Genomic DNA, 14,661 nt, shown 5'->3' with positions numbered 1-14,661 from the left:
CCATGGGGATATAAACCGCCAAGACGCCAAGACCGCCAAGAAAAGCTCTGTGTTCTCTTGGCGTCCTTGGCGTCTTGGCGGTTCAAGTCCGGAGAATGAATAGACCCTGGCCCGCATCCGGCCTTTCTTGACACCCCATGTGCGCTTTGTTAGATTCGCCATTTAGGATGTACCCGCACGAGTTACGGCTCGAAGCTTTATGAATAAGAAAGACCTCTGGTTTTTGCTCATCGCGCTGGGCGTCGTCGGACTCTTCACCTTCCTATGGCTTGTCAGCCGCAAAGCGCCGCCGCTCAATGTGCGGCCCGAACATACAGCGGTCACCCGCGACACCAAGCGCGAAGCTTGCTGGGCCTGTCACGCGCCCGATGCCGGCGTCGCGCCGATGTCGCCGCGCCATCCCAAAAAGGGCAAACCGCCCGACCAGACGACGCCGTGTTATGTGTGCCACAAATATCCCGACCAGAGCGCCGCGCCTGCCATCTTCATCACACCAACAACCAGGGAGGTTACTTCGTTATGGCTAAGCCCGCCAGCAAGGTGAAAACCGACACCTATCGCAATTATATCAACGGCGAATGGGTCGCGCCGTCATCCGGTGATTACATCGAAAACCGCAACCCGGCAGACACCCGCGAGCTGGTCGGACGGTTCCCGGCCTCGGCTCCCGAAGACGCCGACCGGGCGGTGCAGGCCGCCGCCGCCGCCTTCCAGAAATGGCGCAAGCTGCCGGCGCCGCGCCGCGCCGAGATTCTCTTTCGCGCCGGCGAGTTGTTGACTCGGCGCAAAGACGAGTTTGCCCGCGCCATGACGCGCGAGATGGGCAAGGTCGTGAAAGAGACCAGCGGCGACGTGCAGGAAGCGATTGACATGACCTACTTCATCGCCGGCGAGGGCCGCCGCCTGCACGGCTTCACGACGAAGGCCGAGCTGCCGAGCAAGTACGCCATGTGCGTGCGCGAGCCCATCGGCGTCTGCGCGCTGATCACGCCGTGGAATTTTCCGATGGCCATCCCTTCGTGGAAGATTCTGCCGGCGCTCGTCTGCGGCAACACCGTGGTCATCAAGCCCGCGGAAGACACGCCGCTTTCGACCTACAACTTCGTCGAGGTGCTGACGGAAGCCGGCGTGCCGCCGGGCGTCGTCAACATCGTCAGCGGCTACGGCGAAGCGGCGGGCGCGGCGCTCGTCAATCATCCGAAAGTCCGCCTGGTATCGTTCACCGGCTCGACCGACGTGGGCCGCATCGTCGGCCAGGCGGCGGCGGCCAGCGATAAGATTTGCTCGCTCGAAATGGGCGGCAAGAACGTCGTGATGGTCATGGAAGACGCCGACCTCGAGCTTGCCGTCGAAGGCGTCTTGTGGGGCGCCTTCGGCACTTCCGGGCAGCGCTGCACGGCAGCCTCGCGCGTCGTCGTTCATAAGAAGGTCGCCAAGAAGTTCACCAGCCTGCTCGTTGACGGCGCGAAGTCTCTGCGATTGGGCAACGGCCTGAGCGACAAAGCGGACGTCGGCCCGGTGATCAATCAAGAGGCGATGGAAAAGATTTTGAGTTACATCGAGATCGGCCAGCGCGAAGACAAAGCGAAGCTGCTCGCGGGCGGCAAGCGCGCCGAGCGCGGCGATCTCAAGTACGGCTACTTCATCGAGCCGACGGTGTTTGCCAGCGTGCGGCCAGAGATGCGCATCGCCCAGGAAGAGATTTTTGGGCCGGTCGTTTCGGTCATCGAATGCCGCGACCTCGACCACGCCATCGAGATTGCCAACGGCGTCCGCTATGGGTTGTCGGCTTCGATCTACACGCGCGACACGAATCGCGCTTTCCGCGCCATGGAAGACGTGCAGACCGGCATCTTCTATGTCAATGCTTCGACCATCGGCGCCGAAGTCCATCTGCCGTTCGGCGGCACCAAGGCGACGGGGAACGGCCACCGCGAAGGCGGCACGCAGGTCTTAGACATCTTCTCGGAATGGAAAGCCGTCTACGTTGATTATTCAGGCAAGCTGCAACGCGCGCAGATCGACACCATCACCAGTGGGATTGGATAAAGAAGAAGTCAGGAGTCAGAAGTCAGGAGTCAGAATGAAGAAGGAGACGCGACGAGGTCGCTCACTACCGCCGATTCTCCTTTCCATTCTGACTTCTGACTCCTGACTCCTGACTCCCTTCAAGGAGACATCATGATCGTCGGATTACCGAAAGAAGTGAAAGACAACGAGTCTCGCGTCGGGCTGGTGCCTGCTGGCGTCAAGGCGCTCACGGATGCGGGACATCGAGTCATTGTGCAGAAGAGCGCCGGCGAAGGCTCAGGCATCCTGGATGCAGAGTTCGTCCAGGCCGGCGGCGAGATGCTCGACACGGCTGAAGAGGTCTGGTCGCGCGCCAACATGGTCGTTAAGGTCAAGGAGCCAATTGCTTCCGAGTACGGCTTCCTGCGCGAAGACCTGATGCTCTTTACTTACCTGCACCTGGCGCCGGCGCGCGAGCTGACGAAAGCGATGGTTGATAGCGGCGTCATCGGCGTCGCCTACGAAACGATCACCAACGACCAGGGCCACCTGCCGCTGCTGACGCCGATGAGCGAAGTCGCGGGCCGCATGTCCGTGCAGGTCGGCGCGTTTTATCTTGAGAAGATCAACGGCGGGCGCGGCGTTTTGCTGGGCGGCGTGCCGGGTGTAGCGCCGGGCCGCGTGACGATCATCGGCGGCGGCGTGGTCGGCACCAACGCCGCAAAGATGGCCGTGGGCCTCGGCGCGGCGGTGATTATCATTGATCGCGACCTTGAACGCTTGCGCTATCTCGATGACATTTTCGGCAGCCGCATACGCACACTGGCGTCAAACCCTTACACCATCGCCGAATCGGTAGCGGCTTCGGACCTGGTGGTCGGCGCGGTGCTGGTGCCGGGCGCGGCGGCTCCGAAGCTGGTGACCCGCGAGATGCTGAAAAACATGCCGCGCGGCTCGGTGATCGTTGACGTGGCGGTTGATCAGGGCGGTTGCATCGAAACGACGAAGCCGACGACGCACAGCGCGCCGACTTACTATGTCGAGAACGTCCTGCATTATGGCGTCACCAACATGCCGGGCGCGGTGCCGCGCACCTCGACATTCGCGCTGACGAACGTGACGCTGCCGTTTGCCTTGAAGCTGGCGAAGCATGGGCCGGAAGAAGCCTTCCGCCGCGACGCGCACCTGAGGCAGGGCGTCAACACCTATCGGGGCAAAGTGGTTTATGAAGCGGTCGCCGAAGATCAGGGCTTGCCGTACACGCCCATAGATCAATTGATCTAAAGCCGCTCAAGGGACCGGCGCATCTGCGGCAGCGTGATCATTCAATTCGCCTGCCGCAACGGCTGCCCCTGCTCAATACACCTTGGCCCCACTACCCTACAATTGACTTGCATCGTCGCGGCGTGTACATTGTCAACGTTGACAATTTAACGTGGCGATTTCAGGCAACTTGCTCCACGTAAAAAGACTGCTAAACAGCCCGGATTCGGCCCCGCGCAGTTTAGCGCGGGGCTTTTGATTTTGCTTTATGAAAGATTTTCGCAACGCAGTCACCGATGACCGTGTCTACGTCTTCGACGGCGCGATGGGGACGATGCTCTATGCGCGCGGCGTCTATATCAACCGCTGTTATGATGAGCTGAACCTGACGAACGCCGACCTCGTTCTTGGCCTCCTGCGCGAATACGTGAAGGCCGGCGCTGACATCATCGAGACCAACACCTACGGCGCGAACCGCATCAAGCTGACCGGCTACGGCCTGCAAGACAAGATGGCCGACATCAACGCGGCTGCCGTGCGCATCGCCCGCGAAGCCGCCGGCGACCGCGCCTTCGTTGCCGGCGCCCTCGGGCCGCTCGGCATCCGCATCGAGCCTTACGGCCCCACGTCGACCGAAGAAGCGCAGGCCATCTTTCGCGAGCAGGCGCAGGCGCTCGTCGAAGGCGGCGTTGACCTGCTGGTGCTGGAAACCTTCTCGGACATCGCCGAGATTCATCAAGCGATACTCGCCGTGCGCTCGCTCACAGACCTGCCGCTGGTTGCGCAGATCACCATCCAGAATGATGGCAACACGAGCTACGGCACGTCGCCGGAAATCTTCACACGGCGGCTGGACGAGTGGGGCGCTGACGTCATCGGCCTGAACTGTTCCGTCGGCCCGGCGACGATGCTGCCGGCCATCGAAAAGATGCGCGAAGTGACCCGGCGCAAGCTCTCGGCGCAGCCCAACGGCGGCTTGCCGCGACAGGTGGACGGGCGGCTGTTCTACATGGCGTCGCCCGATTACATGGCCAAGTACGCCAAGCGCTTGATTCAGGCCGGCGCCAAGTTCGTCGGCGGCTGCTGCGGCACGACGCCCCGGCACATCAAAGAGATTGCCAACGCCGTCGCGGCGCTCCGCCCCGGCCGCCCGGCGGCGAGCGGCTATGTCATCGAAGAGTCCGCGCCTCGCGTTCAGGTGACGCCGCGCGCCGAGAAGTCCGCTTTCGCTAAGAAAATCTGCGAAGGCCAGTTCGTCACTTCGGTCGAGATCGTGCCGCCGAAAGGCTGCGACCCCTCGAAAATGTTAGAAAGTGTGCGCTTGCTGAAAGAGGCGGGGGTTGATGCGGTCAACGTGCCGGACGGGCCGCGCGCGCAGTCGCGCATGGGGGCGCTGGCGGTTTCGACGATCATCGAACAGCAGGTCGGCATCGAATGTGTGGTGCATTACTGTTGCCGGGACCGCAACCTGCTCGGCATGACGAGCGACCTGCTGGGCGCTGCCGGTCTCGGCCTGCGCAACTTTTTAATCATCACCGGCGACCCGCCGAAGATGGGGCCATACCCGGAAGCCACCGCCGTCTTCGACATCGATTCCATCGGCCTGGTCAACATGGTCAACCGCTTGAATCACGGCCTGGACATTGGCGGCAATCCCATCGGCGGCCCGACCTCGTTTTATGTCGGCGTCGGCGTCAACCCGTGCGCCGTCGATCTCGAATACGAGTTGCGCCGTTTCCAGTGGAAGGTCGAGGCCGGCGCCGAGTTCGCGATCACGCAGCCGACGTTTGATGTCGAGCAGTTAAAAAACTTTTTGAAGCGCATCGCGCCTTACCGCATCCCTGTGATCGCCGGCATCTGGCCGCTGGTCAGTTATCGCAACGCCGAGTTCCTGGCCAACGAAGTGCCCGGCGTCGTCGTGCCGCCAGCGATCTTGAAACGGATGCAGCGGGTCACCGACAAGGACGCGGCGCGCGAAGAAGGATTGGCCATCGCCCGCGAAACTTTGATGGAAGTGCGCCACCTGGTGCAGGGCGTACAGGTCAGCGCGCCGTTCGGCAGGGTGCAGTATGCGCTCGACGTCTTCAGCGTGCTCTGATTGGTTTCCGGTTTCCGTTTGGCGGTAAAATACCCTCAGCAAGAAACCGGTGACGATTGCGGAGATATTTGATAATGAAACGATCTATAGCCATGCTGATACTGGCCGCGGCGCTGCTGGGGCTCGCCTTTGCGACGCCGCAGCAGAAGGGCATCAGCATACAGACGGTCAAGGTCTATCTCGACAAGATGGAGATGCAATCGGTGCCGCACCCGCGCAGCGCCGACACGCTGGTCGTGCCCAGCACCGATAACCAGAACGCCGACCGCATTGATCTCTACGTCGAGCGGCGCGCCGATCAGACACTGGTGCTGACGGCGTACCCGAAATTCAAAGGGCGTTATTTCAATCTGGCGCGCGTTGCCGACCGCGAGAAGTTGTTTCAGCGATTGCTGGAAGCCAATCATCGCGCCTTTGCGACCTTCTTCGTTGACAACCAGGGCGACATCGGCGCGCGCTTTACGTTTTCGACCGAAGACGGCGTCGGCTATGAAACCTTCCGCTCATCCGTCATCGAACTGTTGCGCATCACCGACGAATACGTGCCGACGCTCGATGGCTTTATGCGCAATGAGCAGACGGACAAAGACCCGTTGAAGAAACCGTGAGCCTGAGGACCGGATGCTTATGAGAAAACTGATTCTAACCGTTCCCGTCGTTGTCATGTTCATCACCGGCGCGGTGTGCGCGCAGACCGACCCGGCGCAGGCTCAGCCGCCCAAGCCGAAGCCGCCGGCGCCGAAGCTGACCTTTGCCGAGAAGACGAAGCTCTATCTGCAAAAACTCGGCGCGAGCATTGATCCGGCCAAGAGCACGGCGGACATGGTGGTGTCGAATTACAACGACCCGAAAGGCGGCAAGACCACCATCGTCATCACCAACGACCGCCGCAAGAATCTGGTCGGCTTCTACGTCTACAACTTCGGCAACGTCAAAAATGTGACCAACAAGGAAGAGGTCTTCCAATACCTGCTTTCGACCAACGACGCCATCACGCTGGGCAGCTTCTTTGTCGATAGCGATAACGACATCGGCTACAAGTACCTGCTGAGCAGCGTGACGCCGTTGACCGCCGCCGAATTCGACACGATTTACCTGACTATGTCAGCGGTAACGCGCGAGCGGCGCGGCGAGATTCGCCAACGGCTCGGCCTGCCGGTGGGCAGGGAAGAGCGGACGACCGACGTGAAGAAAGCGGCGGAAGAAAAACCGCCGAACCAGTAGGCAGGAAGCAGGAGGCAGGAGGCAGTCAGGAATGAGAGACTGATCCCACACTCTTTCTTCCGACTGCTTCCTGCTTCCTGCTTCCTGCTTCCTGCTTACTGAATATGGAACGTACAAAACTACTCGAAGAGTTGCTGGCCGAGCGCATCCTTGTGCTGGATGGCGCGACCGGCACGGCGATTCAAGCGCATCAGTTGACCGCCGAAGATTTCGGCGGCGCGCAGCTTGAGGGCTGCAACGAGAACCTCGTCTTCACGCGGCCCGATGTCGTGCTGGACATCCATCGCGGTTATCTCGAAGCCGGCGCCGACATCATCGAGACCAACACCTTCGGCGGCACGCCCATCGTTCTCGCCGAATACGGCTTGCAGGATTTGGCCGTCCAGCAGAACGAAACTGCCGCGCGGCTGGCGCGACAGGCCGCCGCCGAGTATTCGACCACGAATCGCCCGCGCTTTGTCGCCGGCTCCATCGGGCCGACGACGAAATCGATCTCGGTTACCGGCGGCGTCACCTTCGACGAGCTAATCAACGCCTTTCACGCGGAAGCCACCGGACTGGTCACGGGCGGCGCAGACATCTTGTTAGTCGAAACGCAGCTTGACACGCGCACCACGAAAGCCGCGCTCATCGGCATCTGGAAAGTGTTTGACGAGCTTGGCGTCCGCCTGCCGGTGATGGTATCGGGCACGATTGAAGTGATGGGAACTATGCTCGCGGGGCAGACCGCCGAAGCCTTAGCGGTGTCGCTGGCGCATGCCGACTTGCTATCGATTGGCTTGAATTGCGCGACTGGCCCTGAACTGATGACCGACCACGTTCGCAGCGTCGCGGCGATTGCGCAAACGCGCGTGTCGTGTGTGCCGAACGCCGGCTTGCCCGACCCCGAAACCGGCCAGTACCGCGAAACGCCCGAAACTTTTGCGGCGACCATCGAACGGTTCATCGATCACGGCTGGCTCAATCTGGTCGGCGGCTGTTGCGGCACGACTGCGGCGCACATCCGGGCGCTTGCGCAGATGGTCGAGGGCAAGCGCCCGCGCGCCTGGCAGCCGCATCATCGCACGCTCTTTTCAGGCATAGACTTTGTCGAAGCGAGCGACGACCAGCGCCCGCTCATCGTCGGCGAGCGCACCAATGAAGTCGGCTCGCGCAAATTCAAGCGGCTGATCACCGAAGAGAAATACGAAGAGGCCGCCGAGGTCGGGCGGCAGCAGGTCAAAGGCGGCGCGCAGATCATTGACGTCAATTTGCAGAATGCCGACCGCGACGAGCTATACGACATTGACCGCTTCTATGACCGCCTGAACCGCTTGATCAAAGTGCCGATCATGATCGATACGACCGACGCCGTGGCCATCGAGCGGGCGCTGACGTATTGCCAGGGCAAGTCGATCATCAACTCGATCAACCTCGAAGACGGGCTGGAGAAATTCGAGCGCGTTACGCCCTTGGCGCGCAAGTACGGCGCGGCGCTGATCGTCGGCTGCATTGACGAAGACAAGGAGCAGGCGCAGGCCGTCACCCGCGAGCGCAAGCTGGCGGTCGCTGAACGCTCTGTGAAGTTGCTCACCGAAGACTACGGCATCCGGCCCGAAGACATCATCATCGATCCGCTGGTCTTTCCATGCGCCACCGGCGATCAGAACTACGTCGGCAGCGCCGTCGAGACCATCGAAGCGGTGCGCCTCATCAAGGAAGCGATTCCGCACGTCAAGACCGTGCTGGGCATCAGCAATGTTTCGTTCGGGCTTCCAGACGCGGGCCGCGAAGTTTTGAACTCGGTCTTCCTCTATCACTGCACCAAGGCCGGGCTCGATCTGGCCATCGTCAATTCCGAGAAGCTCGAACGCTACGCCTCGATTCCCGAAGCGGAGCGCCGCCTGTCCGAAGACTTGTTATGGAATCGCGGCGGCGACCCGATTGCGGCGTTTGCGGCGCACTTCCGCTCGCAGACATCACGCACCAAGAAGGTGGCGAGCGATTTGCCCTTAGACGAGCGGCTGGCGAATTACATCATCGAAGGCACCAAAGAAGGGCTGATCGCCGATCTCGATTTGAAGCTCAAGCAGGCCGCGCCGCTCGACATCATCAACGGCCCATTGATGCGCGGCATGGAAGAGGTCGGGCGGCTGTTCAATAACAACGAGCTGATCGTCGCCGAAGTGCTGCAATCCGCCGAAGCGATGAAGGCCGCTGTGTCGCACCTTGAGCAGTTCATGGAGAAGCGCGCCGACTCGATCCGCGGGCGCATTGTGCTGGCGACCGTCAAGGGTGATGTGCATGACATCGGCAAGAACCTGGTTGACATCATCCTGTCGAACAACGGCTACGAGGTGATCAACCTCGGCATCAAGATTCCGTCAGAGATTTTGATTCAGGCGGCGCGCGAGCACCGGCCTGACGTGATCGGCCTGTCGGGCCTGCTGGTGAAATCGGCGCAGCAGATGGTCCTGACGGCGGAAGATTTGAAGAACGCGGGCGTGCAGGTGCCGCTGCTCGTCGGCGGCGCGGCGCTGTCGAATCGCTTCACGCGCACCAAGATCGCGCCGGCTTACAGCAACACGGTGGTCTATTGCAGCGACGCGATGAACGGACTGGACACGCTCAACCGCCTGATGAGCGCCGACGAGCGCCTGCGGCTCGAAGCCGAATTGATCGAGCAGGATTTTGGCGCGCGGCCCGCGCCCCCGCCGGTCATCTTTGACGAGAGCGAACAGCGCAGCTCGCGCGTGTCGCTCGACGTGCCAATTCCCGCGGTGCCCGACCTCGACCGCCACACCATCAAGGTCACGGACCTTGACGAGGTCTGGAGCTATATCAACCCGCAGATGCTTTACGGGCGGCATCTCGGCCTGCGCGGGCGCTTCACCGAATTGATCGCTGCCGGCGACCGCAAGGCCGTCGAGCTGGAAGAGAAGATCGAGCGCGTCAAAGAAGAGTGCCGGCGCGGCGCGATGCAGGTGCGCGTGCTGTGGCAATTCTTCGAGGCTGAAAGCGACGGCAATCGCCTGCACCTGTTTGCCGGGCGCGGCGCGAGCGAGCCTGTTGAGAGCTTCACCTTCCCACGGCAGCGCAAGCCCGACGGGCTGGCTTTGAGCGATTACGTGTTGCCGCCACGGCGCGACGGCGAGGGGCGTGTGGCTGAGCGCGATCACATCGCCATGTTTGTGACGACCGCCGGCGAAGGCATCCGCGAGCTGGCCGAAGCGGCGAAACAGCAGGGCGAATACCTGCGCTCTTATGCGTTGCAGGCGCTCGCGCTTGAGACCGCGGAAGCGGCGGCAGAATGGATTCACGCGCGGTTGCGGGCGCTGTGGGGCTTTGCCGACGCGGACGATCTATCGCGGCGGTCGCTGTTTCAAGCGCGCTATCGCGGCAAGCGCTATTCGTTCGGCTACCCGGCGTGCCCCGACCTTGAGCAGCAAGCCGGATTGTTCCGCCTGCTCCGGCCCGAAGAGATCGGCGTTCAGCTGACGGAAGGTTTCATGATGGAGCCGGAAGCCTCGGTGTCGGCGCTCGTCTTTCACCATCCCGATGCGGCTTACTTTTCGGTCGGCGCGTCAGAGATGGCCGAAGCGACGGCGGATTGATCCGCCGATGTCTGAAGATTGTCAAAGCCGCGCCGCCGAGTTAGATTCTTAATGACTCTCCTGAATTTTGATGGCCGGCGGTGAGCATGGACGACAAGCCCTCGGTTGCGAAACGCTACCTCATCTCCGCCGCCGCGTTGATCGCGGCGATCCTTTTGAGCCTCGCGCTGAAGCCGCTGATCCGCGAAACGCCCACGCTCTTTTTTCTTGCGGCGGTTGTCATCAGCGCCCGCTGGAGCGGCCTGCGCGCCGCCACCCTGACGATCCTGCTGTCGGTGCTGGCGCTCGATTACTTCTTCATCGAGCCGATCTACGCCATCGGCCTGGCCTGGGACGACCTGCCCATCGTCGCCGAGTTCGTGCTGGTCGCCTTGCTGGTCAGCTCGCTCAACGAGGCCAACCAGCGCGCCAAGTCGGCGCTGGCGCGGGCGAACGAGGAGCTTGAAAAGAAGGTCGCCGAGCGCACCAGCGAACTGCTGGTCGCCAACGAAAAGGAGCAGAAGGCGCGCGCCCAGGCCGAAGCCGCCAACCGCGAGAAGGACGTTTTTCTAGCGACCGTGTCGCACGAGCTGCGCACGCCGCTCAACGCCATTCTCGGCTGGTCGCACATCCTCGGCAAAGAGCTGAAAGATGCCGAGCAAGTGCAGGCCGTTAACGTCATCAACCGCAACGCCCAGGCGCAGGCCAAGCTGATTAATGACCTGCTCGACGCCGCTCGCATCATCAACGGCAAACTCCAACTCGATATGCGCCCGGTGAACCTGGCCTTGCTCGTGCAAGACGTCGTGACGGCCATGCGGCCAGCGGCAGAGGCCAAAGAGGTTCGCCTTGAGGTCGCGGACGGCGCTTCAGAGGACAACTGCCTGGCCGACCCTGACCGCATGCGACAAGTTCTCAACAACCTGCTTTCGAACGCGATCAAGTTTACGCCCGCGGGCGGCAGCGTCCGCGCCGCCTTCGCCCAGCAAGACGGCGAGGCGCAGATCACCATCAGCGACACCGGCAGAGGCATCGCGGCAGAGTTCCTCCCTTTCGTCTTCGAGCGCTTTCGCCAGCGCGATCAGGCCGACCGCCGTGCCGGCGGCCTCGGGTTGGGGCTGGCCATCGTCCGCCACCTGGTCCAACTTCACGGCGGCAACATCGAAGTCGCAAGCGACGGCGAAGACCGCGGCGCCACCTTTACAATCAAGCTGCCGATCCAGAAGGTCGCCAGCGCCGCTCCTTAAACTACGGTCAATGAAAATCGAGAAAGGGAATCCGTGATGAATCAAATCATCCGCTCGCTTATAGGGGCGGCCGTCGTCAGTGTTGTCTGCCTGTCGCCGGGGCTGGCGCAGAAGCGCGACGACAAGCCGCAGTCGAAAGAGGCGGCGCTACAACAACAGATTGACGAGCTGAAAGCCGGTCAGCAGCAAATCCTCAAAGAGCTGCAAGAGATCAAAAAAATTCTGCAATCGTTTCAGGAAGCGGCTGCGCCGCCGCCGCAGGAGATCATCATGCCGGTCGGCGGCGAGCCGTTTAAGGGCAACCCGACGGCGCGCGTCGCCGTCATCGAGTATTCGGATTATCAGTGCCCGTTCTGCGGCGAGTACGCGCGCGAAGTCTTCCCGCGCCTGGAAGGCGAATACATCAAGAGCGGCAAGGCGCGTTACTACTTCCGCGACCTGCCGCTCCAGATGCACCCGCAGGCGATGGCGGCGGCGATGGCCTCGCGCTGCGCCGGCGACCAGGGCAAGTTCTGGGAGATGCACGAGCGGCTGTTTGCCAATCAGAATGCCCTCGGCCCCGACGCCTTGAAACAACACGCTGCCGCGCTCGGGTTGGACGCGGCGCGCTTCGACGAGTGCATGGCGACGGACAAATACCGCAACCCGGTGCGGCGCAGCATCGCCTCTGCCGAACGCTTGCGCATTGATGGCACGCCGGCCTTCTTAATCGGCGTGATCGATTCGGGCGGCCAGGTCGTCAGGGTCTCGCAGGTGTTGCTTGGCGCGCAGACTTACGACGAGTTCAAGGCGGCGCTCGACAAGATGCTCGCCGCGCCGGGCAAACAGTAAGCCAGTTCCGCTCTACAAAAAGTCAAAGCCACCGGCAAGCGCTTGCCGGTGGCTTTTATGCTGGTCGCGGGGCGCTGTGGCGGGCCCCGCAATTTGTTCGCTACGCGGTTGCACACATCGTGATGGCCGGCTTAGTGCGACTTGGCGCAGAAGCCGCCCGAGGCGTTCACCCAGTTCTGCTGGATGAGATAGTTGCGCGAGCCGAGCGTCATGTTGTACTTCGAGCCGTTGCCCGCCGTAGACGTAGTGCCGAACGTCCAGGCGCACTTGTCGGCATTTTCCTCGCCGCTCGAATCATACCAGGCGTTGAGGTCGGGGTCGGTCACGGCTTCTTCAAGCTCGTGGGAGATGATCGAGGCCATGCCATCAGCTCCGGCATTGCCGTTCGGGCCGGTGCTTTGCGCCGCGCACGACGACAGGCAGCGCGCCGCGTTGCCGACGAAGGAATACTTGATGTCGCTGCCGCTGATCGACGCGGCTGTGTGCCAGCCGCAGTAGCGCGAGCAGAAGCCAGAGGTCGCCGTCACGTCCTGCGAGGTCAGCACGAAATAAATGCCGTTGGTGTCTTTCGGCAAGCGCCCGCTGGTAATGGCGTCGCTGACAACGCCGCGGATCGCCGTGTCAGACAACCGCGTGCCGCGCGAGTAATTGTCGGTCGTGCTGCCGGCATAGGTGACGGAATTGGTGATCGCCGTGCCGGCGCCATCCGTGTAGGTGGTGTTGATGTTGAAGTACGGCGAGCCGCCGATGCTGTTGGCCAGGTCGGTCAGGATGGTCACGGCGCTGTTGCCGCTCCAGTTGCCGTACCAGATGTAATAGACGTTCTTGGTGGTGCGCATCACCGGGCCGCCGTGAAACTGGATGCCGTTTTGCGGCACTGCCAGGGTCGAGAATTTGCCGCGGCTCCCGACCCGCCCATGGACGTTGCGATTTTCGTCCGTGCCGAGATTATCCAACGAGCGGTAAATGACCTTGGGCAGCTCGACGTTGTCTTGATCCTGGCCCGGCGCAACCTCCTCGGCGGGCGCTTTGTGACGCGCCGACTGCGTTTCCTGTGCAAAGGCGCTGCTGGACAAGCCAAAAATGGCAAGCAACGCCATGACGTAAGCGAGACGGAACACGATCTTCATCATTAGCTCCTTTAGACTTTGAATTTGGTTTGCGGTATACAAGCCTGCTTGCTTGTACTTGAGATTCCCACCAATTGTACAACCGGCTGCCTGCCGGGGCTCGCGTTCTTCCTGAGGGGAAGAATGCGGAGAGCCTGCCGGAGGCCCGCCTACAATAGCAGCGCCCATCGGGCTTGTCAATTGTTTGTTGGATTACTTTCGCTCGGCACGGCACACTCGGCCATTACTTCCTGAGCGCGGCGTTGACGGTGACTGTCGCGCCGGCCTTGACCGTGACTTCCTTCTGAAAATTCTTATAGCCGGGCTTGTTCAGGTTGACGGTGTATTTGCCCGGCGTCAGGTCGTTGATCGTTGCCGGCGTCGCGCCATAGGCTTGCGGCGTGCCGGCGCTGTCTTCGGTGGTCGGGATGATCGTGATGCCGGCGCTCGGCGGCGTCGAAGCGATTTCGAGGCTGCCGGTGCCGGGCTTCGATTTCGCCGCCGCGTTGGTGTTGGCTGCGTTCAGATTGGCGGTGTTGGTGTTGGCCGTGGGCCTCGCGGCGTTGGTGTTGCCGGGCGCGGCGTTCTGGTTCGAGGCCGGCGAGCAAGCGGCGAGAGCCGACAGGATGAGAGCGGCGAATACCAGCAGTGCGCGGCGTGTTACCGTCATGCGAATTCCCCCTGATGATAGAAGCTCAAGCGAAAGTTATTTCATCCGCATTGCCTGCGGCGCGCGCTCGGCGCAACAGGCCAGGATATAGCCGGCGATGTCGCTTGCGGCCAGCAGGTGACGGATGTAGGTGGGACGGCTCTGCTCGTCGTAACGCCCCTCGAATAACTCGTCGCACCAGTGCTCGATCTCATGTTGAAACGCCACGTCGGTCGAGCGGAAGCCGTCGTCCGTAAGCGGCGCCATCACCGGCAGCCGCACCAGCAGATCATAGGTGCTGGTCCAGGCGCGACAGTAGCCGAGCAGCGCTTCGGCCTGCTCGCCGGCGGTGCCATAGAGCCGCGCATAGTAGGCGAAGTTGTCCAGCACCGAGCGGTCGCAGATCAAGACTTCGGCGCGCGGGCGTTTTTCAATTTCGAGCTGTACCTGGCGGGCGATGATCCATTGATGCGCCTCGCGGCTCGCCTGATCGTTGAGCGCGAACGGACATTCGCGGGCGATTTCCGTAATCAGCTCGACGGTGCGGCCCCGTCGTTTGATGGCGCCGCCCAGCTCATACGCCACCGTCGTTTTGCCGACGCCGTGTGTGCCTACCAGTGCGACCTTGAACAAATCCCCTGACCTCCGTGAACGTTCT

At 61.9% G+C, this 14,661-nt stretch carries 12 protein-coding genes; 9 read left to right on the top strand and 3 right to left on the bottom strand.

Features of this window, described 5'->3' with window-relative positions:
* Positions 1-199: 199 nt before the first annotated feature.
* The 9 genes from VJ464_06180 to VJ464_06140 all read left to right on the top strand — a co-directional run bounded on the left by VJ464_06180 (position 200) and on the right by VJ464_06140 (position 12,245).
* On the top strand, positions 200-544 hold the full coding sequence (locus VJ464_06180; protein ID HKQ04700.1) for a hypothetical protein: 345 nt from the start codon (positions 200-202) through the stop codon (positions 542-544).
* On the top strand, positions 520-2,049 hold the full coding sequence (locus tag VJ464_06175) for an aldehyde dehydrogenase family protein (protein HKQ04699.1): 1,530 nt from the start codon (positions 520-522) through the stop codon (positions 2,047-2,049). The genes VJ464_06180 and VJ464_06175 overlap by 25 nt, the downstream gene beginning before the upstream one ends.
* Positions 2,050-2,181: 132 nt before the next feature.
* Positions 2,182-3,294, top strand: a complete 1,113-nt coding sequence (gene ald, locus VJ464_06170) for an alanine dehydrogenase (GenBank protein HKQ04698.1) — start codon at positions 2,182-2,184, stop codon at positions 3,292-3,294.
* A 247-nt stretch (positions 3,295-3,541) separates the two neighbouring features.
* On the top strand, positions 3,542-5,371 hold the full coding sequence (locus tag VJ464_06165; protein HKQ04697.1) for a bifunctional homocysteine S-methyltransferase/methylenetetrahydrofolate reductase: 1,830 nt from the start codon (positions 3,542-3,544) through the stop codon (positions 5,369-5,371).
* A gap of 74 nt (positions 5,372-5,445) precedes the next feature.
* Complete coding sequence (locus tag VJ464_06160; protein ID HKQ04696.1) at positions 5,446-5,979, top strand: YbjN domain-containing protein; 534 nt, start codon at positions 5,446-5,448, stop codon at positions 5,977-5,979.
* A gap of 19 nt (positions 5,980-5,998) precedes the next feature.
* The gene (locus tag VJ464_06155; GenBank protein ID HKQ04695.1) at positions 5,999-6,595 is read left to right on the top strand and encodes a hypothetical protein; all 597 of its coding nucleotides are present in this window, start codon (positions 5,999-6,001) and stop codon (positions 6,593-6,595) included.
* Between the two features lie 104 nt (positions 6,596-6,699).
* Positions 6,700-10,188 carry a methionine synthase gene (metH, locus tag VJ464_06150; protein HKQ04694.1) on the top strand — a complete coding sequence of 1,163 codons (3,489 nt, stop codon included), beginning with the start codon at positions 6,700-6,702 and terminating at the stop codon, positions 10,186-10,188.
* A gap of 86 nt (positions 10,189-10,274) precedes the next feature.
* Positions 10,275-11,414: a HAMP domain-containing sensor histidine kinase gene (locus VJ464_06145; protein ID HKQ04693.1), complete on the top strand. Its 1,140-nt coding sequence runs from the start codon at positions 10,275-10,277 to the stop codon at positions 11,412-11,414.
* A gap of 36 nt (positions 11,415-11,450) precedes the next feature.
* The gene (locus VJ464_06140; protein HKQ04692.1) at positions 11,451-12,245 is read left to right on the top strand and encodes a thioredoxin domain-containing protein; all 795 of its coding nucleotides are present in this window, start codon (positions 11,451-11,453) and stop codon (positions 12,243-12,245) included.
* A 131-nt stretch (positions 12,246-12,376) separates the two neighbouring features.
* On the opposite strand, the gene VJ464_06135 is transcribed toward VJ464_06140, so the two are convergent.
* The 3 genes from VJ464_06135 to VJ464_06125 all read right to left on the bottom strand — a co-directional run bounded on the left by VJ464_06135 (position 12,377) and on the right by VJ464_06125 (position 14,636).
* A complete protein-coding gene (locus VJ464_06135) occupies positions 12,377-13,378 on the bottom strand; it encodes a hypothetical protein (protein ID HKQ04691.1) in 1,002 nt (333 codons plus the stop codon).
* A gap of 220 nt (positions 13,379-13,598) precedes the next feature.
* Positions 13,599-14,024, bottom strand: coding sequence for a PEGA domain-containing protein (locus VJ464_06130; protein ID HKQ04690.1), 426 nt, complete (start codon positions 14,022-14,024; stop codon positions 13,599-13,601).
* Between the two features lie 36 nt (positions 14,025-14,060).
* A complete protein-coding gene (locus VJ464_06125) occupies positions 14,061-14,636 on the bottom strand; it encodes an AAA family ATPase (protein HKQ04689.1) in 576 nt (191 codons plus the stop codon).
* Positions 14,637-14,661 lie beyond the last annotated feature (25 nt).

The organism is Blastocatellia bacterium (assembly GCA_035275065.1).
In the GTDB taxonomy this organism is placed as follows: Bacteria; Acidobacteriota; Blastocatellia; order UBA7656; family UBA7656; genus DATENM01.
This window is presented reverse-complemented; position numbering and strand designations above follow the sequence as displayed.

Excerpts from the sequence above, each read along its gene's own strand:
- VJ464_06160 (HKQ04696.1), top strand. The coding sequence starts at position 5,446 with ATGAAACGATCTATAGCCATGCTGATACTGGCCGCGGCGCTGCTGGGG.
- metH (HKQ04694.1), top strand. The coding sequence starts at position 6,700 with ATGGAACGTACAAAACTACTCGAAGAGTTGCTGGCCGAGCGCATCCTT.
- VJ464_06165 (HKQ04697.1), top strand. The coding sequence starts at position 3,542 with ATGAAAGATTTTCGCAACGCAGTCACCGATGACCGTGTCTACGTCTTC.
- VJ464_06130 (HKQ04690.1), bottom strand. The coding sequence starts at position 14,024 with ATGACGGTAACACGCCGCGCACTGCTGGTATTCGCCGCTCTCATCCTG.
- VJ464_06135 (HKQ04691.1), bottom strand. The coding sequence starts at position 13,378 with ATGATGAAGATCGTGTTCCGTCTCGCTTACGTCATGGCGTTGCTTGCC.
- VJ464_06155 (HKQ04695.1), top strand. The coding sequence starts at position 5,999 with ATGAGAAAACTGATTCTAACCGTTCCCGTCGTTGTCATGTTCATCACC.
- VJ464_06145 (HKQ04693.1), top strand. The coding sequence starts at position 10,275 with ATGGACGACAAGCCCTCGGTTGCGAAACGCTACCTCATCTCCGCCGCC.
- VJ464_06180 (HKQ04700.1), top strand. The coding sequence starts at position 200 with ATGAATAAGAAAGACCTCTGGTTTTTGCTCATCGCGCTGGGCGTCGTC.
- VJ464_06175 (HKQ04699.1), top strand. The coding sequence starts at position 520 with ATGGCTAAGCCCGCCAGCAAGGTGAAAACCGACACCTATCGCAATTAT.
- ald (HKQ04698.1), top strand. The coding sequence starts at position 2,182 with ATGATCGTCGGATTACCGAAAGAAGTGAAAGACAACGAGTCTCGCGTC.
- VJ464_06140 (HKQ04692.1), top strand. The coding sequence starts at position 11,451 with ATGAATCAAATCATCCGCTCGCTTATAGGGGCGGCCGTCGTCAGTGTT.